This window comes from Archangium violaceum, assembly GCF_016887565.1.
In the GTDB taxonomy this organism is placed as follows: domain Bacteria; phylum Myxococcota; class Myxococcia; order Myxococcales; family Myxococcaceae; genus Archangium; species Archangium violaceum_B.
The window spans coordinates 9905736-9928955 of record NZ_CP069396.1; the positions used below are offsets into that span (position 1 = coordinate 9905736).

At 69.2% G+C, this 23220-nt stretch carries 17 protein-coding genes; 11 read left to right on the forward strand and 6 right to left on the reverse strand.

All coding sequences use genetic code 11. The features are described 5' to 3' along the window. The first annotated feature begins 6 nt into the window (after positions 1-6). Both JRI60_RS39495 and JRI60_RS39500 read left to right on the forward strand, forming a co-directional pair. The gene (locus JRI60_RS39495) at positions 7-4410 is read left to right on the forward strand and encodes an AMP-binding protein (protein ID WP_204221178.1); all 4404 of its coding nucleotides are present in this window, start codon (positions 7-9) and stop codon (positions 4408-4410) included. Further along, positions 4407-5435, forward strand: coding sequence for an NAD-dependent epimerase/dehydratase family protein (locus tag JRI60_RS39500; RefSeq protein ID WP_204221179.1), 1029 nt, complete (start codon positions 4407-4409; stop codon positions 5433-5435). The genes JRI60_RS39495 and JRI60_RS39500 overlap by 4 nt, the downstream gene beginning before the upstream one ends. 93 nt (positions 5436-5528) lie before the next feature. Here the strand turns inward: JRI60_RS39500 and JRI60_RS39505 are convergent, their stop codons facing one another. Further along, positions 5529-6416 (reverse strand): GGDEF domain-containing protein, encoded by an 888-nt coding sequence (locus JRI60_RS39505; RefSeq protein WP_204221180.1) that lies wholly within the window; start codon positions 6414-6416, stop codon positions 5529-5531. Between the two features lie 129 nt (positions 6417-6545). Here JRI60_RS39505 and glgC point away from each other — a divergent pair, with 129 nt between their 5' ends. Next, complete coding sequence (glgC, locus tag JRI60_RS39510; RefSeq protein WP_204221181.1) at positions 6546-7775, forward strand: glucose-1-phosphate adenylyltransferase; 1230 nt, start codon at positions 6546-6548, stop codon at positions 7773-7775. Positions 7776-7843: 68 nt separating this feature from the next. Here the strand turns inward: glgC and JRI60_RS39515 are convergent, their stop codons facing one another. Both JRI60_RS39515 and JRI60_RS39520 read right to left on the reverse strand, forming a co-directional pair. Then, complete coding sequence (locus JRI60_RS39515) at positions 7844-8296, reverse strand: hypothetical protein (protein ID WP_204221182.1); 453 nt, start codon at positions 8294-8296, stop codon at positions 7844-7846. Positions 8297-8402: 106 nt separating this feature from the next. After that, entirely contained in the window at positions 8403-9827 is a 1425-nt protein-coding gene (locus JRI60_RS39520; protein ID WP_204221183.1) for an RtcB family protein, read from the reverse strand. A 322-nt stretch (positions 9828-10149) separates the two neighbouring features. On the opposite strand from JRI60_RS39520, the gene JRI60_RS39525 reads away from it, so the two are divergent. Further along, positions 10150-12030, forward strand: a complete 1881-nt coding sequence (locus tag JRI60_RS39525; RefSeq protein WP_204221184.1) for an ATP-binding protein — start codon at positions 10150-10152, stop codon at positions 12028-12030. A 25-nt stretch (positions 12031-12055) separates the two neighbouring features. Here JRI60_RS39525 and add read toward each other — a convergent pair whose 3' ends face one another. Beyond that, positions 12056-13216, reverse strand: coding sequence for an adenosine deaminase (gene add / locus JRI60_RS39530; RefSeq protein WP_204221185.1), 1161 nt, complete (start codon positions 13214-13216; stop codon positions 12056-12058). Between the two features lie 54 nt (positions 13217-13270). On the opposite strand from add, the gene JRI60_RS39535 reads away from it, so the two are divergent. Together JRI60_RS39535 and JRI60_RS39540 are read left to right on the forward strand one after the other, a co-directional pair. Further along, positions 13271-14338: a PQQ-binding-like beta-propeller repeat protein gene (locus JRI60_RS39535; protein ID WP_204221186.1), complete on the forward strand. Its 1068-nt coding sequence runs from the start codon at positions 13271-13273 to the stop codon at positions 14336-14338. Positions 14339-14469: 131 nt separating this feature from the next. Beyond that, positions 14470-15720: an imm11 family protein gene (locus JRI60_RS39540; RefSeq protein ID WP_204221187.1), complete on the forward strand. Its 1251-nt coding sequence runs from the start codon at positions 14470-14472 to the stop codon at positions 15718-15720. 79 nt (positions 15721-15799) lie between these two features. On the opposite strand, the gene JRI60_RS39545 is transcribed toward JRI60_RS39540, so the two are convergent. Both JRI60_RS39545 and JRI60_RS39550 read right to left on the reverse strand, forming a co-directional pair. Beyond that, positions 15800-18151 (reverse strand): ATP-dependent helicase, encoded by a 2352-nt coding sequence (locus tag JRI60_RS39545; RefSeq protein ID WP_204221188.1) that lies wholly within the window; start codon positions 18149-18151, stop codon positions 15800-15802. Positions 18152-18281: 130 nt separating this feature from the next. Further along, entirely contained in the window at positions 18282-19631 is a 1350-nt protein-coding gene (locus tag JRI60_RS39550) for a hypothetical protein (protein WP_204221189.1), read from the reverse strand. Between the two features lie 29 nt (positions 19632-19660). Between JRI60_RS39550 and JRI60_RS39555 the strand changes: the two genes are divergently transcribed. The 5 genes from JRI60_RS39555 to JRI60_RS39575 all read left to right on the forward strand — a co-directional run bounded on the left by JRI60_RS39555 (position 19661) and on the right by JRI60_RS39575 (position 23213). Beyond that, positions 19661-20131 (forward strand): PaaI family thioesterase, encoded by a 471-nt coding sequence (locus tag JRI60_RS39555; RefSeq protein ID WP_204221190.1) that lies wholly within the window; start codon positions 19661-19663, stop codon positions 20129-20131. 120 nt (positions 20132-20251) lie between these two features. Further along, on the forward strand, positions 20252-20842 hold the full coding sequence (locus tag JRI60_RS39560) for an RNA polymerase sigma factor (RefSeq protein ID WP_239470001.1): 591 nt from the start codon (positions 20252-20254) through the stop codon (positions 20840-20842). Next, positions 20839-21375 (forward strand): zf-HC2 domain-containing protein, encoded by a 537-nt coding sequence (locus JRI60_RS39565; protein ID WP_204221192.1) that lies wholly within the window; start codon positions 20839-20841, stop codon positions 21373-21375. Before JRI60_RS39560 ends, JRI60_RS39565 begins: the two co-directional genes overlap by 4 nt. Positions 21376-21386: 11 nt before the next feature. After that, a complete protein-coding gene (locus JRI60_RS39570; RefSeq protein WP_204221193.1) occupies positions 21387-22499 on the forward strand; it encodes an AraC family transcriptional regulator in 1113 nt (370 codons plus the stop codon). Between the two features lie 54 nt (positions 22500-22553). Then, a complete protein-coding gene (locus JRI60_RS39575; RefSeq protein ID WP_204221194.1) occupies positions 22554-23213 on the forward strand; it encodes an oxidoreductase in 660 nt (219 codons plus the stop codon). The last annotated feature ends 7 nt before the right edge of the window (positions 23214-23220 follow it).

Consider the following 23220-nt stretch of genomic DNA (forward strand, 5'->3'; position numbering starts at 1 on the left):
CCCACGATGAGTCTCCCCGAGCTGAACGTCACCCAGGTCTTCACCGGCAAGCGCCTGCTCTTCGCGGGCTCCACCGGCTTCGTGGGCAAGGTCACCCTGTCCATGCTCCTGTCGCGCTACGGCGAGGTGCTGGACAAGCTCTATGTGCTGGTGCGCAAGGGCAGTGCCCCGTCCGCCGAGCGGCGCTTCTTCGACAAGGTGGCCACCAGCGAGCCCTTCCAGCCGCTGCGCGACACCTACGGCGATGAGGGCGCCCTGGAGTTCATCCGCCGCAAGGTGGAGGTGCTCGACGGCGACATCACCGACCCGCTCATGGGCCTCACCCCCGAGCAGGCGGATGCGCTCACCGGCAAGGTGGCCGCCATCATCAACTGCGCGGGTCTGGTGTCCTTCAACCCCTCGCTGGAGGTGGGCCTCAACGTCAACACCCACGGCGTGAAGTACACCGTGGAGCTGGCGCTCAAGTGGGGCGTGCCGCTGGTGCACATGTCCACCGCCTTCGTGGCCGGCAACCGCAGCGGGCTCGTCTTCGAGGACGAGGACGTGGTGGGCTACTTCCCGCGCAAGGACGAGCTGGACGGGCGCGACTTCAGCCTGGAGCAGGAGCTCGCGGACGCGGAGAAGATCGTCGCCCGGCTGCGCGAGCAGGCGGATGACAAGGCGCTGGCGTCCCTCTTCCGCAAGAAGGCGCTGGAGCGGCTGGAGCAGGAGGGCCGCGACGCCACGGACGAGAAGACGCTGCGGCTGGCGGTGGGCCGCGAGCGCAAGCTGTGGCTGTCCGGCGAGCTGGTGCGCGCCGGCATGGAGCGGGCCAAGCACTGGGGCTGGCCCAACACGTACACGTACACCAAGAGCCTGGGCGAGCAGGTGATGGCCAGCACGCCGGGCCTGCGCTACGCCATCGTCCGGCCCTCCATCGTGGAGTCCGCCCAGCACTTCCCCTTCCCGGGGTGGAACGAGGGCTTCACCACGTCGGCGCCGCTGGCCTTCGCCGGCATCAAGGGCCACCGCAACATCCCCGCGGGCGAGCGCGCCATCCTGGACATCATCCCGGTGGATCAGGTGGCCGGCGCCACCATCGGCATCACCGCGCACTCCATCCAGGTGGAGGAGCGGCGCGTCTACCACCTGTCCAGCGGTGACGTGAATCCGTTCTACGCCAGCCGCTCCATCGAGCTGGTGGGCCTGTACCGGCGCCGCTACTACCGCAACAAGGAGACGGGCAACGCGCTGCTCAACGAGCTGCGCTCGCGCGTCGAGCCGATGCCGGTGAGCCGCCCGGTGTTCGAGAACCTCAGCGCCCCCATGTTCGTCAAGGGCGCGCGCTTCCTGCGTCAGGTCATCGACGAGGTGAAGCCCGCCTGGGGCGCGCCCGCGGTGCAGGCCGTGCTGGAGCGCGCCCGCGAGAAGCTGGACGACGTGGAGAACCAGGCCATGAGCCTGGTGGGGCTCATCGAGCTCTTCCTCCCCTTCCTCTACGACAACCGCTACGTCTTCCGCTGCGACAACACCCGCTCGGTGTACGCGCGGATGGACCACCATGACCGGGTCCGCATCCCCTGGGCCCCGGAGGCCATCGACTGGCGCGTCTACTTCCTCGACACCCACCTGCCCGGCCTGGAGAAGTGGGTGTTCCCCGGCCTCGAGGAGGAGACGAAGAAGCGCACCGTCATCCCCGCGAACAGGGACCTGTTGGAGATGCTCGAGGCCAGCGTCAACGCGTGGCGCCACCGGGTGGCCTTCCGCTACGCCGCCGACGAGAAGGAGGAGCGTCTCACCTACGGCGAGGTCAACCGCTACGCCAACCGCGTGGGCAGCTTCCTCCTGAAGGAAGGCGTGAAGCGCGGCGAGCGGGTGATGATCCTCTCGGAGAACCGGCCCGAGTGGCCCGTCTCCTACTTCGGCATCCTCCGCGCGGGCGGCACCGCCGTGCCGGTGGATCCGAGCCTCACCGAGACCGAGGTGGTCAACATCGCCCGCCGCTCCGAGGCGAAGGTGCTGCTGCTCTCGGAGCAGACCGCCGAGGACCTCCCCGGCATCCAGGCGTCGCTCGCCGCCGCGGGCCTGTCCACGCGCGTGGCCAGCCTCGCCGAGGCGATGAGCGGTGACCCGGCGTACCCGGACAACATCGGGCCGGTGCGCCGCACGGCCGCCGCGGACGACGTGGCCAGCCTCATCTTCACCTCGGGCACCACGGGCACGCCCAAGGGCGTGATGCTCACCCACCGCAACTTCGCCTCGCTCATCGCGAAGCTGGCGGGTGCCTTCGACGTGGGCGTGGGCGACGGCGTCCTCTCCGTGCTGCCGCTGCACCACACCTTCGAGTTCTCCGCCGGCTTCCTCACGCCCTTCTCGCGCGGCACGGAGATCACGTACATCGACGAGCTGACCTCGGACCGGCTGGGCGAGGTGTTCGAGACGGGCCGCGTGTCGGCGATGATCGGCGTGCCCGCGCTGTGGCAGTTGCTGCACCGCAAGGTGACGCAGGAGATGGCGAGCCGGCCGCCACTGGTGGAGCAGGCGCTCAAGTCGCTCATGGCGGCGCACGGCGAGCTGCGCAACCGCAGCAGCCTCAACCTGGGCAAGCTGCTCTTCTGGCCGGTGCACCGCAAGTTCGGCGGGAAGATCAAGTTCCTGGTGTCGGGAGGCTCGGCGCTGCCGGACGACGTGCACAAGGCCTTCCACCAGATGGGCTTCAACATCATCGAGGGCTATGGCCTCACCGAGGCGGCCCCGGTGCTGACGGTGTCCGAGACGCGCGTCAACAAGCGCCAGCCCGGCACGGTGGGCAAGGCGCTGCCCGGCATCGAGCTGCGCATCCTCGACCCGGACAACGAGGGCATCGGCGAGGTGCTTGCCCGCGGCCCCAACGTGATGACGGGCTACTTCGGGGACAAGGAGTCCACCGAAGCCGTCCTCAAGGAGGGCTGGCTGTACACCGGTGACCTGGGCCGCCTGGACGCCGAGGGCCGGCTGTACCTGATGGGCCGCAAGAAGGACGTCATCATCGATGCCAACGGGAAGAACGTGTACCCGGACGAGCTCGAGGAGGTGTACGGCCCCCACGCGCACATCAAGGAGCTGTCCATCGTCGGTCTGCCCGACGAGGCCGGCGGCGAGAAGGTCGCCTGCCTGTGCGTGCCCGACTACAAGGACCGGCCGCGCGAGGAGGTGCGCCGCGAGCTGGAGGAGCACTTCCGCAAGACGGGCATGGAGATGCCCTTCTACCGCCGCGTGAAGGTGCTGCGCTTCTGGGACGGTGAGCTGCCGCGCACCTCGTCGCGCAAGGTGAAGCGCAAGGTGGTGGTGGAGGAGCTCAAGCGGTTGGAGCGGCTGGCCTCCTCGGGCGAGAAGGCCCGCGAGAAGGTGCAGAGCACCGGCGGCGTCGCCGACTGGCTCTACCCGCTCATCGCCGAGGTGGTGAACAAGCCCCTCGCCGACATCCGCCCCGAGGCCCGTCTCTCCGTGGACCTGGGTCTGGATTCGCTGATGCTCACCGAGCTCTCGGTGGCCCTGGAGCAGGCCGGTGTGCCGCTGCCCGCGGTGAACGATTTGACGCACGTGCAGACGGTGGACGACCTGCGCAAGCTGGTGGTCGCCAGCGGGCGCCGCCCCGCCGTGGAGACGCGCGCCAAGGACATCTCCCGCGAGGCCGAGAAGTCCGAGGAGGTCGAGATTCCGGTGCCGGAGCCGCTGGTGGCGGTGGGCCGGCAGCTGGTGCGGCTCGGACAGCAGGCCATCTTCGGCGGCATGTTCGACGTGAAGGTGACGGGCGAGCCGTTCATCCCGATGAACCGCAACTTCCTCGTCATCGCCAACCACACGAGCCACCTGGACATGGGGCTCATCAAGGTGGTGCTCGGCGAGCAGGGACAGCGGCTCACCACGCTCGCGGCGCGCGACTACTTCTTCGACACGCCCCTCAAGCGCGCGTACTTCGAGAACTTCACCGACCTCATCCCCATGGACCGGCACGGCTCGCTGCGCGAGTCGCTGCGCATGGCCGGCAGCGCCCTGCAGCAGGGCTTCAACCTGCTCATCTTCCCCGAGGGCACCCGCTCGACCACCGGGGAGCTGCTCGAGTTCAAGCCCACCCTGGGGTACCTCGCGCTCACCTACAAGGTGGACGTGCTGCCCATCTACGTGAAGGGCGCCTACGAGGCGCTGCCCAAGGGCCGCATGCTGCCCAAGTCGCGCGACCTGGGTGCCCACATCGGGCCCGCGCTGACGTACGAGATGCTGCGCGCCAAGACGCAGGGCATGGCGCGCTCGGAGAGCTACCGCTACGCCACGAAGCTGGCCGAGGACTCCATCCGGGCGCTCGCCGCCGGCCGGGTGCTGAGCTTCGCGGAGTCCGCCACGGTGGAGGAGCAGCGCCGCGCGCTGTCCTCGGGAGGGAGTGAGTCGTGAAGCTGCTCGTCACCGGAGGCACCGGTTTCCTGGGCGCGCATCTGGTGCCCAAATTGGTGGCCGCGGGCCATGAGGTGCGTCTCATCGGCCGCTCGAAGCCCGCGGGTCCGGCCTTCGAGAAGGCGGAGTACGTCCGCGGGGATTTGAAGGACCGCGAGGCGGTGCGGCGTGCACTGCAGGGCGTGCAGGCCGTCTACCACCTGGCGGGGCTCGTCTCCTTCCAGGACAAGGACGCCCGGCGCATGTACGAGCTGCATGTGGACGCCACGCGCGAGCTGCTGCATGACGTGCGCGAGGCCGGTGTCCAGCGCGTCATCCTCGCCTCCACCTCGGGCACCATCGCCGTGTCCAAGGAGGAGCGCGTCGGCACCGAGGACGACGGCTACCCCATCACCGTGGTGGGCCGCTGGCCGTACTACCTGTCGAAGATCTACGAGGAGAAGCTCGCGCTGGAGTACTGCCGCAAACACGCCATCCCCCTCGTGGTGCTCAACCCGAGCCTGCTCATGGGCCCGGGAGATGACCGGCTGAGCTCCACGTGGACGGTGATGAAGTTCCTCCAGGGAGAGATTCCCGCCATGCCCGGCGGGGGCATGTCCTTCGTGGACGCGCGGGACGCGGCGGATGCGTTCGTGAACGCGCTGACGCGCGGCGAGGTGTACGGCCGTCACCTGATGGGCGTGAACCTGACGATGTCGGACTTCTTCCACCGGCTGGAGCGCCTGTCGGGCGTGGCCGCGCCGAGGTTGAAGCTGCCCGCACAGGTGAACGTGCTCGGCGCGAAGCTGCTGGAGCGGGTGGCGAAGTGGCGTGGGACGAAGCCCACCCTGGACCCCCAGGAAGTGGACATCGGCGAGCACTGGTTCTGGCTGGACGCCTCGAAGGCCGAGCACGAGCTGGGCTTCCAGGCCCGCGACGTCCACGAGACGCTGCACGACACGGTGCAGTACCTGTACACGCGCATGGCTCCTGGCCACCTGCCGGGCACCAAGGGTCGGATCGAGGGGCTGCGCGAGGGGACCTGAGTGGGAAGACCCTCACCCTGGCCCTCGGGTTAAACCCTCTCCCCCTGGGAGAGGGAGGGAGGGTAGGTGGGTGGAGTGGGAGCGATAGAGGGACTAGCCGACCACCCGGTTACGCCCGGTCTTCTTCGCCTTGTACAGGTTGGCGTCCGCCACCTTGATGAACTGTAGCGGCTCCACCATGTCCGGCGTCATGTCCGCCACCCCGATGGACAGCGTGACGGGAATCTCCTGGTTCTCGAAGGCGAACTGCTTCTCCTCGATGGACCGGCGGATCTTCTCCGCGAAGATGCGCGCCTTGTCCCCACCGTCCTCGGGGACCACCAGCGCGAACTCCTCGCCACCGTAGCGCGCGAAGCACTGCTCCTTGCGCACCAGCCGCTTGATGGTCTGCGCCAGCTCGCGCAGCACGTAGTCACCCGCCAGGTGCCCGTGCACATCGTTGATCTTCTTGAAGAAGTCGATGTCGAACATCGCCAGCGTCAGCGGGCGCCCGTAGCGGTGGCAGCGCCCCATCTCCCTCTCCAGGTACTCGAGGAAGTAGCGCTTGTTGTTCACCCCGGTCAGGCCATCCACGATCGTCAGCGTGTAGATGGTCTCGTGGTACTGCAGCTCCACGTTGTCGCCGGTGAGGAACTTGAAGATGGAGCCGCCCACCTTGATCAAATCCCCACTGCGCAGCGGCGTCTCCTGCGTCACCTCCTGGTCGTTCAGGTAGGTGCCGTTGGTGGAGCCCAGATCCTGCACGAACATCCTCCCCTGCCTGCGGAGGATGCGCGCGTGCTTGCGCGAGACGTTGTCGAGGTCCACCACGATGTGGTTGCCCTCTTCACGCCCGATGGTGAACTCGCTCTCCTGGAGCGTGTACTTCTTCCCCAGCTCCGGCCCGTGAATCTGCACGATGCAGCATTCCGTCTCGACCGGATCATTGGCGAGCTCCTTGATCGAGGAGATCTTGGTTACTCGGGTTTCGTCGCCAGCCATCGCCTGGAAGACATAGCACGGCTCCCCAGGTGGAAGCCACGAGGGCCCGTCACCCCCCGGTTTGGGTACTCAACGAACGCTCCCCAGCGGCCTTGCAGGGCCCGTACCCCTGACTAACGTGCCGGGCCTATGGCCAAGACGCTGGCAATGATCCTCGCAGGGGGCGCCGGAACCCGGCTGGAACCCCTCACTCGTGAACGCGCCAAGCCAGCCGTTCCCTTCGGCGGGCGCTACCGCATCATCGATTTCGTGCTGTCCAACTTCGCCAACTCCGGCATCTACCGGATGAAGGTGCTCACCCAGTACAAGAGCGACTCGCTCAACAAGCACCTGTCCCGGGCCTGGCGCATGACGGCCTTCCTCGGCCATTACGTCGAAACCGTGCCCGCCCAGATGCGGACCGGCATGGACTGGTACAAGGGCAGCGTCGACGCCATCTACCAGAACCTCAACATCATCACCGACGAGGAGCCCGACTACATCTTCGTCTTCGGCGCCGACCACGTCTACCGCATGGACTGCCAGCAGATGCTGGACTTCCACGTGGAGCGCAAGGCCACCTGCACCGTGGCCGCCATCCCCGTCCCCATCGAGGAGGGCAAGGAGTTCGGCATCATCGACGTGGGCCCGGACGGGCGCATGCGCGGCTTCGTGGAGAAGCCCAAGAACCCGCCCCCCATGCCCGGCAACCCCCGGATGTGCCTGGCCTCCATGGGCAACTACCTCTTCTCCACCGACTCGCTCGTCAAGGAGGTGGTGCGCGACGCCGCCGACGAGGCCAGCGCCCATGACTTCGGCAAGTCCATCATCAGCCAGCTCTACAAGCGCGAGCCCGTCTACGTGTACGACTTCGCCCAGAACGTCCTCGCCGGCCAGGAGGAGAAGGAGCGCGGCTACTGGCGGGATGTGGGGAATATCGACACCTACTACCAGTCCAACATGGACCTGGTGGAGGTGGACCCCATCTTCAACCTCTACAACGACCGCTGGCCCATCTACACCCAGCCCAACAACTTCCCCCCGGCCAAGTTCGTCTTCGCCGACCGGGAGAACAACCGCGTGGGCCACGCCACCGACTCGCTGGTGAGCGAGGGGTGCATCATCTCCGGCGGCCATGTGAACCGCTCGGTGCTCTCACCCAAGGTGCGCGTCAACTCGTTCTCCGAGGTGCAGGACTCCATCCTCTTCGAGAACGTCACCATCGGCCGGCGCTGCCGCATCCGCCGCGCCATCATCGACAAGAACGTGGAGATTCCTCCCGGGATGACCATCGGCTACGACCTGGAGGAGGACCGCCGCCGCTTCCACGTCACCCCGGGCGGCGTCGTCGTCATCCCCAAGGGCATGAAGGTGGCCTGAGCCCCTTCTCCCCCTGGATGAGGGCCGGGGTGGGCAACTTCCCCACCCCGAGCCCGAACCCGAGAAGCTCAGCGGAAGGCGGACTTCACCTCGGGCTTGTTGAGCACCACCAGCGACCAGATGCCCGCCGGGATGCCGATGCAGCAGCACGGCCCGAAGCAGGGAATGATGGCGATGATGGAGGCGGCAATGGCCAGGCCGAAGTTCTCCAGGTTCTTCATCTTCAGGGCGCCGAAGAACGTCACTCCGCTCAGCGCGAGCGTGAGGATGTTGCCGATGACCCCAAAGGACTGGGAGCGCTCGAGCCACGGGCGGAACTGCGCCATGTTCGGATCATTGAGCATCTCCGGAGGAATCCCCCCGGCGCCCAGGAGCGCCTGAACAAACCCCAGCAACGCGGCCGCGACGCCCAGACCCGCCGTCACCATCAACAGGATGGCCGGCGTGGACACCTCCTGCCGGGCCGCGGCCGTGTTCGTCGGTCCAGGCCCTCCCGGATAGTTCCCCGGAATGTTCTCCATGTGTGTTCCCCTCTTCTGATGTGGGTGAAGCTTCCGCGAGCCATGGGGGCTCGCTCCGGGACCGATTCCACCCGGAGGCGAGGGGGAGCGCCAGAGAATTGACGCGTCAGGCCTTGAAGGTCATCAACGGAGCCAGCCGCGCCACCTCCCGGACGATGCCGGCCTCCACCTGAGAAGCCACCACCGGGCCAATGGGCTTGTAGGCCGCCGGCGCCTCCTCGATGCGGCGCTCGGCCCGCAGGGTGATGCAGTCCACCCCCCTCAGGCCCAGCACCTCCTCCCTCTGGTCCGCCCCTCCCCGCGCCATGGAGAAGCGCGAGCGCGCCCGCCCCGCTCCATGCGACGCCGAGGCCAGCGCCTCGGAGTTCCCCAGCCCCACCATCAGGTAGGACGCCGCCCCCATGGAGCCGGGGATGATGACCGGCTGCTCCGCCTCCGCCGGGCACGCGCCCTTGCGCGCCAGCCACCCGCCCTCCCACGGCAGGGTGAGGTTGTGCGGCACGTCGTAGACGAGCGGCGCCTCCACGTCCCCGAACAGCTCCCGCAGGGTGAGCCGCAGCAGTTCCGCCAGCAACAACCGGTTGAGGAAGGCGTAGTTGGCCGCCGTGGCCTCGGCCCGGAGGTACTCGCGCACCAGCGCCGGGTCCGCCAGCGGGAGGATTCCGCTCTCCGGGAAGGGCGCCCCCACCGGCCACGCCGCCCGCGCCCGCTCCAGCCACGTGAGCCCCACGTGCTTGCCCATGTCCCGCGAGCCCGAGTGCACCATGAACGCGAGCTGTCCCTCGCGCACACCCCACTCCCACGCCCGCGCCCGGTCCAGCACCGCCTCCACCCGCTGCACCTCGACGAAGTGGTTGCCCCCACCGATGGTGGCCAGCCCCGGGTCCCTCACCACGCCCTCCCGGCGCAGCCCCGTGGGCGCCCACGACGGGTCCCCCTCGAGCGCCCCACCCAGGTGCACCCGCATGGACTCCCGGTCGAGCTGCCCCAGGTCCGCCTTCGCCACCACACCCAGCGGGGCCTCCAGCGTCTCCAGGAGCCAGCCGGGCAGGCCGTCCCGCAGGAGCGCCTCCACCGCGCGCGAGCCCAGCGCCACGTCCCGCGTGCCGAAGAAGTAGTGGCCCTTCATCCGCTCGACGAAGGCGTCGCGGCGGGCGAGGAAGGCCTCCACGGGGATGTCGGCGACATGTAGGCGCATGCCGCAGTTGATGTCCGTGCCCACCGCGGCGGGTACCACCAGTCCCTCCGTGTGCACCACCGAGCCGATGGCCACCCCGGAGTCTCCCGGGTGGAAGTCCGGCGTGGCACGCACGCGCTTCACGCTGCCGCCGCCCGGGTGCTTCAGCGCGGCGAGCGCGGCGAGCTGCTGGAAGGCCTTGCCCTCCACGGGCAGGTCCGGTGGGAGGAGCACCTCGGCGGGCGGCGCGTTCTCATCGCCCTGGAGGCGCACCGTGTAGACACGACCGTCGTACGTCACATCGAGCCCCTCACGGGCGAGCGCCCGCAGGAGCCGGTTCAGTTTCGGCTGCATGACCTTCTCGGAATCTGGCCCGCGCCCGGAGGGGCACGGGGGACCTGGACGAATGGATTCGAGACCTCGGGTCAGCAGCCGCGGTCGGGGCGCATGACGCGCCCGGCACCACCAGGGACGGCCCGGTCCGGCACTCCCTGACGCTCTCCCCATCTGCTGGGGCCGCCGGGTCGGAAAGGGAGGGGGGAAGCCGATTTCGTGGGCTTCGCGGTATGTTGCACATCATTGCGGCGGGAGAGCAGCTTTGTCGCGGGGGGGAAAGCAACCCATGACGATGGCCGACACGCATGGAATAGGCGCGGGATTGGAAGCTTCCGACCTGATGAAGAACCCAGTCCTGGCCGAGTCAGCCGCCCTCGGGTTGCTGCTCCAGGTAGGCGCCAGCCTTCAGGCCATGCTGATCGTCGACAGCCATGGACAGGTCGTCTGGATGGACGAGGCGCTGGCCACCGCCAACGGCTGGAAGGACGGGGAATCCGAAGAGCAAGCCGCCGAGGAGGTGCTCGGCTCCCTGCCCTGGCTCCTCACGGCGCTTCGCACCGCCTTCACGGGCAAGGAGGCGATCGCCGAGGGCGAGTCCCAGGGGCAGCGGACCCGGGCCGTCGTGCTTCCCGTTTTCGGGAACAAAGGCCAGCTCCTGGGCGCATGCGCCCGCCTGAGCCCGCTCGAGTCCACGCCCCCCGTGCCCACTCCCCCCGTGGAGGAGCTGCGCCAGGAGCTCACCCAGACCCAGCGGCAGTACGACGAGCTCATCCACAACATCGACGGCATCGTCTGGGAAGCCGATACGAGCTTCCGCTTCACGTTCGTCAGCCAGCAGGCAGAGCGCCTGCTCGGCTATCCCATCCAACAGTGGATGCAGGAGCCGGACTTCTGGCGCAAACACGTCCATCCCGACGACCGGGACTGGGCCTGTTCCTTCTGCGTGAAGGCCACGTGGGAGTGCAGGCCCCACGAGTTCGAATACCGCATGATAGCCGCCGACGGGCGCATCGTGTGGCTGCGCGACATCGTCACGGTGAAGTCGGAGAACGGCAGCCCCCTCAAGCTCCAGGGCATCATGGTGGACGTCACCGAGCAGAGTCAGGCCCGGGAGCGGCTGGAGCACACGGTCTCGCTGCTGCGCGCCACGCTCGACTCGACCGCGGACGGGGTCCTCGTGACGGACCGCCATCAGCGCATCACGGCCTTCAACCAGAAGTTCCAGGACCTCTGGCGGATTCCCGATGCTCCGCTGGACACGCGGGATGGCAAGCAGCTCCTCGCGGCCCTGCTCCCCAAGGTCCAGCACCCGGAGCAGTACGCCACACGAGTCCGCGAGCTGTACGCGACACCGGAGCTGGAGGGCTTCGACACCGTGGAGCTCCGCGACGGACACATCCTCGAGCGCTACTCGCGCCCCCAGCGGCTGGGAGACACCACCATCGGCCGCGTCTGGAGCTTCCGGGACGTGACGGCGGAGCGCCGCGCGCAGGCGGAGCGGGAGCGGTTGCTACACGAGGCCCACGAGGCCATCCGTGTGCGGGACGACTTCCTCTCCATCGCCTCGCACGAGCTGAAGACGCCCCTCACGCCCCTCAAGCTCCACCTGCAGATGCTCAAGCAGCGCTCGGCCACGGGGCAGCCCCTTCCTCCCCAGCTCGCGGAGAGGGCGCTCGCCCAGGTGGGACGGCTCTCGGCGTTGATCAGCGACCTGCTGGACGCCTCGCGGGTCGAGGCGGGGCGATTGGAGATGCAACGCGTGCCCGTGCATCTCCGGGAGGTCATCCGCGAGGTCCTCGAGCAGCTGCGCCCCGTCAGTCCCCACCACACGCTCGAGTACGAGGCGTGCGCGGAGGACGTCCTCGTCCAGGGAGATCCCGGCCGGCTCGAGCAGGTGATGACGAACCTGTTGGAGAACGCCCTCAAGTACAGCCCCACGGGAGGGGAGATCCGCGTCACCGTCAACCGCACCGGGAAGGAAGTGCTCGTCTCGGTCGCGGACTCCGGAATCGGCATCCCGGCGGACCAACAGGCGCACCTCTTCGAGCGCTTCTTCCGGGCCCGCAACGCTCCCATCTCGGGCTTCGGCGGCGTGGGCCTCGGGCTCTACATCTGCCGCGACATCATCGAGCGCCACGGCGGCCGCATCTGGGTGGAGAGTGAAGCGGGGCGCGGCTCGACCTTCCGCTTCACCCTGCCCCTGATGGCGGGCGAGGCGTAGCACCCCGCCGGCCAACACTCCCGGCTCAGGCCGGCTGCTTCACCGCCTGCGGCCGCTTCTCGAAGGCCATCAGCGTCTGGGCGATCTCCTGGTTCACCGCGCGCAGCAGATCCTGCTTCTCGCGGAACGGGAGGAACGCGCTCTTGAAGCCGGAGACGATGATGGTGGTCAGGTCGTCCAGCGACAGCCCCAGCTCCTTGTGCGACAGCCACAGCTCCTTGGTCACCGTGGTGTCGGTGATGAGCCGGTTGTCGGTGTTGATGGTCACCCGCAGGCCGTAGTCGAAGTAGAACTTGAGCGGGTGCGAGTCCAGGCTGGACACCGCGCCCGTCTGCACGTTGGAGGAGGGGCACACCTCCAGAGGAATCCGGTGGTCGTTCACGTAGTTGAGCAGATCGCCATCCTCGCGCAGACGCGTGCCGTGGCCGATGCGGTGCGCCCCCAGGTAGTGGATGGCCTGGGAGATGGACTCGGGCCCGAAGGCCTCGCCCGCGTGCGCCGTGCAGTTGACGTTGTTCTTGAGGATGAGCTGGAAGGCGTCCTTGTGGTCCTTGGCCGGGAAGCTCGCCTCGGCGCCCGCCAGGTCGAAGCCGATGACGCCCCGGTTCTTGTAGGCCACCGACAGCTCCGCCAGCCGCATGGACGTCTGCGGGTTGATGTGGCGGATGCCGCAGACGATGACGCCGTACTTGATGCCCGTCTCGCGCTTGGCCACGCGCAGACCCTCGAGCACCGAGTCGATGACCGTCGTCATCTTCAGGCCCTTCTGCAGGTGCAGCGCGGGCGAGTAGCGCACCTCGATGTAGCGCACGTTCTCCGCCGCCGCGTCCACCGCCAGCTCATAGGCCGAGCGGTAGAGGGCCTCGGCCGTCTGCAGCACCGAGAGCGTCACGTCGAAGGCCACCAGGTAGTCCTCGAGGCTCTTGCACACCTCGCCCATGTGGATGGCGCGGGCCAGGCCGTCCTCGGTGTCCGCGGGCAGCTTCACCTTCTGCTGCTCGGCCAGCTCGAGGATCGTCTTGAGCCGCATCGAGCCATCCAGGTGGCAGTGCAGGTCCGTCTTGGGCAGCGCGAGGAGCAGCTCCTCGGTGACGGGAATGGCCGGGGGCGGGGCCCAGTCGGACCGGCGTGCGGCTGAGGGAATACCAGTCGAGCTGGGGAGCTCGTCGTCGCGAATCGAAGCCATGTCGGGTTCCTTCCTTGCCAACCATCCTAGGGGTCTGAAAATCCTCTCTCAACCATGCCGCCCCGCCTCCCACAGCGCCTCCTCTTACCGCTCGCCGTCGTGGCGCTGATGGCAGCCTGCCGGCAACCCGCCGACAGACTCTTCGCCACCTCCACCGACGCCCCCTCCCGCTCGGGGCTGCTGCCCCTGGGGGACGGGGTGCTGGTGGGCAACGAGGCCGGCAGGCTCCTGAGGCTGGACCGCCAGGGAGAGACCGTCTGGCGCGTGGAGCTCGGCCGCGAGGTCGCCGCGCGCCCCTCGGTGTCCGGGGACAGTATCCTCGTGGGAACAGTGGGCGGAACGCTCGTCAGCCTCACGCTCGCGCAGGGGACGGAGCGCTGGCGACTCACCGGGCAGCCACCCATGCTCACCTCGCTCGTCTCGGACGCGAACGCCGTGTACGTGGTGGCCCCGGACGGCACCGTGCGCGCCCACGCCGTGGACTCCGGCGCGGTGCGGTGGAGGCACCCGCTCCCCTCGGGCGCGCCCCGCCCCGACGCCACACGCCCCCTGCCCTCTCCCGTCCTCTTCCAGGGCCTCGTGGTGGTGGCGCTCGGGGAGGCGGGGCTGTTCGCGCTCTCGGCCGAGGATGGCGCGGTGCGTTGGCGCCAGCCGCTGTCTCAGGTTCTGGGAATGGAGGCCCAGGGTGAGGTGCTGTACGTCTCCACCCGGAAGGGAGAGGTGCTCGCGCTCGGGCTCGCCGATGGGCAGGTGCGCTGGAGGCGGACGCTGGCCGCGGCCCTCTCCAGTCCTCCGAGCCTCGCCCGGGGCCAGGTCTGGGTAGGCACGGAGGACAATCTGCTCCTGGCCCTGGCGCCTGGGGACGGGCGCGAGGTGTCTCGACTGGCCCTGCCCGCGCCCCTGGTGACGCAGGTGACCGGGTTCCGGGACTGGGTGCTGGTGCCCACGCGCGGCAACCAGGGGTGGTTGCTCGCGCTCGAGCCCGCGAAGGGGCCTCCCATCTTTTCGCTGCGGCTGGATACGCCGCTGCTCAGCCCGCCCGTGGTCCTCGGGGATCAGCTCTTCGTGCTGGGGCATGATGGGCGCGTGCTCTCGTGGCGGCTCCAGCCTCCGAAGTCATGAGCCAGCACACCCTTCGGGTCTGGGGAGCGCTGGCCCTGATCGTGCTCGTGATCGGCTGACGAGATCCGCAGAGAGGGCAGCAGGCTCAACAAACTGCGGACTGAACGGGCACTCCGATAAGGAATTCCTACATGGCAGGCCGCTACTTCGATCTGTTCGAGGATGTCTATATCCCGGACCGCTGGCACCTCCTGGATCAGCCCGTGGATGAACAGGGGCAGGAACTCCGGACCTGGCTGTTCAGGCGGGGCGAGCCCGTTCACATCGAAGGGCGAATCCGGATCCCCATCTACATCCCAGGAAAGGCACTCGACTTCTCCTTTATGGCGGGTGTGCCCATTCCCGTGGTGCATGCCAGGGTAGCGACCATCTTCGCCGAGCTGGCTCCTGGCGATGTACAGCTCATCCCTGTGGAGGTGGACGGGCAATCCGAGCCGTACGTCCTCCTCAACATCACGCGCGTCGTGAAGTGCATCGATGATGAAACGTCCGATGAGGTGCGCCACTGGAAGCCGGAGCATGGACGGCCAGAAAAGGTCGGGCAGTACCAGTCCGTGATCGGCATGCGCATCGACCCCTCCAAAGTGGGCGATGCGCAGGTGTTCCGCACCTGGGGATGGAGCGGGACCATCATCGTCTCCGAGGCCATCAAGAACGCATTGGAGCGCATGGGGGTCACGGGGCCGAAGTTCACGGAAGTCACCGGCCCGAGCGCCATCAGCGAAGAGGAGCGCACGTACAGCCGCAAGTGCCGCGAGCTCTATGAGTCGGCGGACACCGCCCGTGACACGGTCTGGCGCTCCCTGGGCACGCTGGACAAGGAGGCCATCACCCCCATTGCCATGAGCAGCTCGTGGCCGGGCCGCCGGGAACTCTGGCGCGTCATCCATCGCGAGTCAGGGCGAACCCTCCTCGTGACTCACGGGCTCTCCGACCCGTTCATCACCCGCCTGGAACCGTCCGTGGGCTTCGGCCTGGAGCTCGCCGTGGAAACGAACCAGCCTCTCGAATCCATCGAGGCGAGCTGGCCCTTCATGCTCCTCGAAAGGGTCGCGGCGGAGGTGGCGGCGCATGAGCGCGTGCGCGAGCGGCTGAAGGCGGGCCTCTTCTCCATGGAGGTGTCCGGCGAGGGCATGCCCGAGTCGCTCGTCACCAGCGAGGGGCGAGTGGCCGTGCTGCTGGGCGTGCAGTCGCGCACGTTACCGGGCCACTTCTCCACCCCCTTCGGAGACGTGCGGCTCGTCACGGTCAAGGCCCTGCTGCCAACGGAACTGGCCTATTTGCTGGAGCACGGCGCGAAGGGCCAGGCCGAGCTGGCGCGGCGATTCGTGGAAAGCGGCGAGGAACACCTGTCCCAGGTCCGGCAACGGGCGGTCGTGTAGCGCGTTCTCGACGGACTCAGCCCAGGGAGCGCATACCCTCACCCCGACCCTCTCCCAGAGGGAGAGGGAGAGGAGGGACTCAGCCCGGCAGCAGGAAGCGGGCGATGACTCGCTTGAGACCCACGGCTCCACCGAAGTCCACCGTCACCTTCGCGTTGGGTCCGTTGCCGTCCGCCGAGATGATCTTCCCCATTCCGAACTGCTCGTGGCGCACCCGCATCCCTCGCACGTCCCCTCCCACCCCGTCCATGTCCGAGGTCTGCGAGTAGGAGCGGTCCACCCGCGGTCCGTCGTCCTCGTCGCCCCAGTTGCGCTTGCGCTGCACCATCGGCGCCGCCTTCGGCGCGGGCGTCTCGATGTCCTGCTCCGCGAAACCGAACAGTGACTGCGGCACCTCCCGCAGGAACCGCGAGGGCGGGTTGTAGCGCAGCTCGCCGAACAGCGAGCGGCACTGCGCCAGGCTCACGAAGAGCCGCTTGCGCGCACGCGTGAAGCCCACGTAGCAGAGCCGCCGCTCCTCGGCCATCTCCTCCCCGTCCGGATCATCCGCGGCCAGCGAGCGCGAGTGCGGGAAGACCCCGTCCTCCAGCCCGGTGATGAACACCGCGTCGAACTCGAGCCCCTTCGCCGCGTGCAGCGTCATCAGCGCCACCCGGCCCTCTCCCACGTCCGCGTCGGCCTCGCCCACCAGGCTGATCTGCTCCAGGAAGGCGTTGAGCGCGGGCACGTCCGCCGTGAGCGGCGAGGAGTCCAGCCCGTCCTCCTCCGGTGGGGTGGGCGCGGCGTCCTCCCCCTCCTCGTCTCCCACCGAAGAGGCCGCCACCGCCGCGGCCGCCCGGTTGAGGTCGAACTCCTGCGCCGCACCCAGGAACTCGCGCAGGTTCTCCGCGCGCGTCAGCGACTCGTCACTGCCCTCCGTGACGAGCGACTCCACCAGGTGCGTCTCCTTCAGCATCTGGTCCACCGCGCTCGCCGCGTCCTTCGACTCCTGCGCGCAGGCATGCAGCGAGGACACCACCGCGTGGAAGCCGGAGAGCCGGCGCACCGCCGCCGAGTTGAGGCCGGCGATCCGCTCGGGTGCCGCCGTCGCCTCGTACAGGCTCACCCCCGCCTGGTTGGCCCAGTCCACCAGCCGCTCCACCGTGGTGTCGCCGATACCACGCGCCGGCGTGTTGATGATGCGCAGCAGGTCCGCGTCCGAGCGCGGGTTCACCATCAATCGCAGGTAGGCCGCCGCGTCACGCACCTCGGCCCGGTCGTAGAAGCTGCGCCCGCTCACCAGCGTGTACGGCACGCGCGCCAGCCGCAGCGCCTCCTCCAGCACGCGGCTCTGCGCGTTCGTCCGGTAGAAGACCGCCATCCCCGAGTACTTGATGAAGCCCTCGCGCTGCAGCTCGTGGATGCGTCGCGCCACCTCCTGGGCCTCGGCGCGCTCGTCCCGGTTCATCAGCAGCGTGAGGATCTCGCCCTTGGGCCGGTCGCTCCACAGCTTCTTCGGCATGCGCCGCGAGTTGCGCGCGATGACCGCGTGCGCCGCGTCCAGGATGTTCTGGTCCGAGCGGTAGTTCTGCTCCAGCTTCACCACCCGGGCGCCCGCATACGCCTGCGGGAAGCCGATGATGTTGTCCACGCTCGCTCCGCGCCAGCGGTAGATGGACTGGTCGTCATCGCCCACCACCACCAGGTTGGCGCGCGGCGGCGGCGCCAGCAGGCGCAGCAGCTCGTACTGCACGGGGTTGGTGTCCTGGAACTCGTCCACCAGGATGTGCTGGAAGCGCCGCCGGTACTGCTCCAGCACGTCCGGGCGCTTGCGGAAGAGCGCCACCAGCAGCAGGAGCAGGTCTCCGAAGTCCACCGCGTTCGCCGCGCGCAGCAGCCGCTGGTAGGCCCGGTAGGTCTTCTGCACCACCATCCCGCGCAGATCCTCCGTGTCCACCGCCATGTCATCCGGCAGGCGCGCCGCGTTCTTCTCCTGGTCGATGCGGTGGAGGATCTCCCTCGGCTGCATCACCGGGTCCACCCGGACCTCGCGCATCGCGCGCTTGATGAGCTGGAGCTGGTCCCCGTCATCGTAGATGACGAACGAGGGAGTGAGCCCCAGCAGCTCCGCCACCGACTGCTCCCGGAGGACGCGGCGCAGGATCATGGACGCCGAGGAGTGGAAGGTGCTCACCACCAGCTCGTGCGCCTGGAGTCCGAGCAGATGCACGAGCCGCTCCCTCATCTCCCGGGCGGCCTTGTTGGTGAAGGTGACGGCGAGGATGCGCCAGGGGGCGACGCCGCGCACCTGGACCAGGTGGGCCACCCGGCGGGTGATGACGCGCGTCTTGCCACTGCCCGCACCGGACAGCACGAGGAGTGGACCATCCCCGTGGAGGACGGCTTCCCGCTGGGGATCGTTCAGGTCTTTGAGGAGTTCGTCGGCGTTCAAGGCAAGGTGCTTTTCTAGAGGCAAACCTTGCTTCTAACGAGTTTCCGCCCGCCGGGAAGGACGTTCCACGGTGGTCCTCGCCCGCCCGCCCTCCCAGGAAGCCTCTCGCCGGAGGGGAACACCGGCGGCATCAACACCCGCAGTCGCAGTTCTCCACCACCGCCCCGGCCACCTCGGAGCCGTCCTCGCGGATCACCCGCGCCGTCTGTGCCGGCCAGGAGTCGTGCAGGAGCAGCTCCACCTGCCCGTCCCCCTCCAGGTCCATCACGCCCGCCACGCGGCCCCCATCCAGGTCCTTCACGGACAGCACCCGCTCCTCGCCGCCCGGCCCCACCACCACGGCCCGGGTGAGCTGCTCGTTGTAGTCGCCGCCACACTCCGCGTTCCCCTCGCCCGTGATGAAGCGCACCATCATGAAGACGACGTGCCGCCCTTCCGAGGAGAAGCCGAACCCCCTCACGTCCTCGTTCAGCTCCTCCTGCACCTGCTCCGCCCGGAGCCGGCCCTCGGCGAGCAGCGTGGCGAAGCCGGCGGACCGCCTCAGCGCGTCCTCCTGGGCGGCCAGCACCTCGGGAGAGGCCTCGTTCCCGGCCGCGTAGAACACCGGCGCCTTCGTGCCCGCGGGCAGGGCGAACACCACGTCGCTCGGCGTCATCGCGCAGTCCAGCTCGGCGAAGGTCCACGCCCGTCCACAGCCCGGCGCGTCCGGCGGCGGCTGCTGCTGGAAGTAGCCGAAGTGCGGCTTGCCCCGGTTGATCCTCGCGAACCCCGACACCTTGCACCCGGCCTGCACCGCTCCGGCCGCGCCGTAGAGGTCCACGTCGTCCCCCTTCGTGAAGAAGCCGGTCGGATCCTCCTCGGCCGGCGCCATCCACAGGCTCCGGCGCTCATCCACGGGCGAGAGCCCGGTCTGGTCCTCCGCGGCCCCCAGCAGCATGAAGGTGCGCCCGTCGTGCACCTCCACGAAACGCGGCACCGCCCCCTGATTCCGGGCCTCGGCGCGCTCGGCGGCGGCCTGGGCCTCGGCACGGCAGGTGGCCGCCTTCTCCTCGCGGTTGGGATCCAACGGCCCGGCGTTCTTCACGTACGCCTCCAGGCCCGCCTCCGACAACTGCTTCCGGTACTCCTCGGCTCCCGCCTTGTCCGCGAAGGCCTTGGCCACCACCACCTCCAGGCACGGACGCAGGTTCCGGAAGGCATTGGAGGACAGCCGGTCCGGCTCCGCGGGCAGGCCCGTCTTCTTCAGCGCCGCCAGCGCCCCGGTCCCCTCCCCCGGCGTGGCCGAGGAGTGGATGATGACCAGCCAGTTCCTCGCGTAGCGCGCTTCGGGTGGCGGGGTGACCACACTGGGAGTGGAGGCATCCAGCGTCGAGGCGGCCGGGGCCATGGGCGGCTCCTCGGAGGCACCACAGCCTCGGAGACTCCCACACCCGGACACGGCCAGCAGGACGAGGAAGAGCAGGCGCGACAGTCGAGGCATGGACGATGTTCTATCAGTAGAGTCGCGCCATGTCCGACACCCAGGCCCGCCCCACCCAGGAGCAGCTCGACCGCTTCGCCGAGCTGTTCAACCAGAGTCAGACGATGCGGTTCTTCGGTTTGCGGTTGAGCTTTCCCCAGGGCGAGAAGGTGGTCGTCACCCTCCCCGAGGTCCGCCCGGAGCACCGGGGCGGATTGGGCACCGCCGCCATCAACGGGGGCGTCATCTCCGCCATGTTCGACTACGCCATCGGCTGCACGCCCGCCCTGTTGGATCCCTCGCGCCGCTCGGCCACCATGCAGCTCTCCATCAGCTTCGAGCGCCCCCTCCGGGGCGACACCGTGCGCGCCGAGGCCACCATCGACAACGCCGGCACCACCACCCTCTTCGCCTCCGCCCGGCTGTATGACGCACAGGGGCAGGTGTGTGCCCGCTGCCAGGGCGTGGTGAAGTTCTCCCAGCTGAAGTGGGCCTCGGGAGAGAGCCCGGCCGTCAATTGAGCCCCCTGACGCACCCCTTCCGATATGTCCACCCGCACGGGACGTTTCCCAGGCACCGGAGAGCAGGAGGAGCCCGGCGGGCCAACGGAAGCCCGGGAAGACGCGAGGGGTGCGTCCTTGGTGCGGCCAGTGCGAGACCTGGAGGGACTGCGTGAGGACGAGGCCGGGCTCGCACGGCGTGCCCTCGCGGGGGAACGCGCGGCCTGGGACGCCCTCGTCTCCCGCTACCACCACCGCGTGGTGGTCTCGCTGCTCGCCCGCGGTATCCGGGTGGATCGGGCCCACGAGCTCGCCCAGGAGACGTGGGCGCGCCTCATCCAGCAGCAACAGAAGGGGATGCTCACCGAGCTGCGCCTGCCACAACTGGCCCTCGCCCAGGCGGCGTTCCTCGCGGCCGACGAGGCGCGCCGGGTCCGCCGCGAGTCCCTGGCGGGCGCGGTGGAGGAGCTGCCCGAGTCCCACCATCCGGTGGACCCCTCTATGTCCGCCGAGCGGCGCCTGCTGTCCGAGGAGCAGCTCTCCCGGGCCCAGGCGGCGCTCCAGCAGTGCTCGGCGAGCGCCCAACGCGTCTTTCAACTGGCGTGCGATGGTCAGGAGCTGCCGCACGCCGAGGTGGCCGCGCGCGTCGGCTTGTCCGTGCAGCGCGTCCGACAAATCCTGTGCGAGGTCCGCAAGAAGCTGCGGAGCGCCCTCGAGGAGGAAGCACCATGAGCCAGCACATCCGTCCGGCCGACGCCGAGCAGTACGTCCTGGGCGCGCTGGAGCCGGAAGCCGCGGCGGCTCTCGAGGCCCACACGCTCGACTGCCCGCCATGCGCCAGCATCCTCCAGCGCGAGGCACTGCTGGAGGAGCAACTGCGTGAGGTGGCCCAGGCCCCCGCCCCGGAGCCTCGGGTCATCCGCCCCGCCCGCTGGCACCGGGCCCGGCTGGCCGCCGCCGCGGGCGTCATGGTGGCGGCGGCGGCCGCGGTGTCGTTCCTCGTGCTCCGCCCCGAGCGGACCGTGCCAACACCGTCACAGGACGAGGACTTCCCAGTGATGGCCCTGCCGATGGACCTGCCGTCGACTCCGGAGCGGCTGGTGGCGTGCCCCGACCTGGCGAGCCAGGAGGCGTGTGCCTCGGAGGCCCTGGCCCGCGGGCTGCTGGTGCAGTACCCCCAGGGCGTGGGAGAGGTCCCCCGCTACGAGGGGCACGCGGGACTGCCGAAGGGCGCGCTCGACGCCGAAGGGCCCTATTCGCTGTGAGAGACTCCGCCATGATCGATCGGATGAAGCACGGCCTGACGCTCCTGTGGTTGGCGGCGTTCGCCCTGGGCGGACCCGCCTCGGCCGCCGACGACAAGAAGGGCCTGCCCGAGGGGTGGTTCGTCACCGAGAGCTCGCCCCAGCTCTACGAGGCGGGCCTGGACACCCAGGGTCCGTGCGAGGGCAACCGCAGTGCCTGGCTGCGCTCGCGCCAGGGAGAGCCCGCCGGCTACGGCACCTTCATGCAGGCCTTCGGCGCGGGGGCCTTCCGGGGCAAGCGGCTGCGCTTCTCCGCGGTGGTGCGCACCGAAGACGTGAAGGGCTGGAGCGGACTGTGGATGCGGGTGGAGGGGGAGGATGCGCGCGAGCCGCTCGCCTTCGACAACATGCAGTCGCGCGCGCTGGTGGGGACCACGGCCTGCAAGCGCCACGAGGTGGTGCTGGACGTGCCCCAGGACGCCAGGTCCATCATGGCCGGGCTGATGCTGAGCGGCACGGGCAAGGCGTGGATCGGCGCCGTGCGCTTCGAGACGGTGGACACCTCGGTGCCCGTCACCAACCTGCTCGCGGACAGGGGACGGCGCGAGGAGCAGCCCACCGGACGCATCGGCGACGTGTGGTTCAACCGCAAGCAGGTGGAAGCCAGCAACTACCGCGCCCTGCTGAAACCGGACGGCTCCTGGAGCGACAACTACTCGAACACGCTCTCGGTCAGCGGCGGCACGGTGCGGGGAACCTGGAGGCAATTGCCGCTGCGCCTCACCGTCAAGACGGAGGGCTCCTCCACCCGCCTCGAGGGGCAGTGGGGCAGGGAGCCGGTGCGCATCGAGCTGAGCCCGGAGAAGCTCACGTTGAAGCACGGCATCTTCGAGCGGGAGCTGACGCGCGAGGACGAGCGCCCCGAGTACGACCGCAGCTGCATCCGCTACCGGCGTGGCGACGGCCTGTCCCGGAGCGATGAGATCGACGTGTGCGGCGAGGCGCTGCGCCGGGAGCCACCCCTGGCGCAGCTGGTGCTCGCCTTCCTGAACAACGGCTTCCGCGCGGTGCCGCCACCGCACGTGCGAATCCCCGCGCCGTCCACGCCCCCCAGGAACGTGGCGGCACCCGACAGCTCGCACTGAGGGGCCGCGCTCGCCCCTGGCGCCAGTACGCGGGATGTGCTGAGCATCCCGCGCATGGAAACGCAAACACGCACCGCGGTGGTGGCCGGCGCGAGCGGGCTCGTCGGAGGTTCGCTGCTCGACACGCTGCTCGACAGTCCCCGGTACCGGGAGGTGCTCTCCCTGGGCCGGCGCCCGCTGTCCAGGCAGCACCCGAAGCTCGTCCAGCGGACGGTGGACTTCGCCCGGCTCGCGGAGGAGCCCCTGCCCCCCGTCGATGATGCCTTCTGCTGTCTGGGCACCACCATCAAGAAGGCCGGCAGCCAGGAGGCCTTCCGCGCCGTGGACCATGACGCCGTGCTGGCCTTCGCTCGGGCCGCGAAGCAGGCGGGAGCCCGGCGCTTCCTGGTGGTGACGGCGCTCGGCGCCAACCCGCGCTCCCGCGTCTTCTACAACCGCGTGAAGGGCGAGGTGGAGGAGGCGCTCAAGGGACTGGGCTTCGAGTCCCTCGTCATCCTCCAGCCATCGCTGCTGCTCGGAGAGCGCGCCGAGAGCCGTCCGGGCGAGCGTGCCGCCATCGTGGCCTCGCGGGTGCTCGCGCCACTGCTGCGACCGCTCGGGAGCCGACCCATCGAGGCGCGCACCGTCGCGCGGGCGATGCTCGCCCTCGCGCTCGATGCGCCCCAGGGGGTGCGGTTGGCGCCATCGGGAGAGCTGCAGGAGCTCGGCCGGTAGCGCCGGA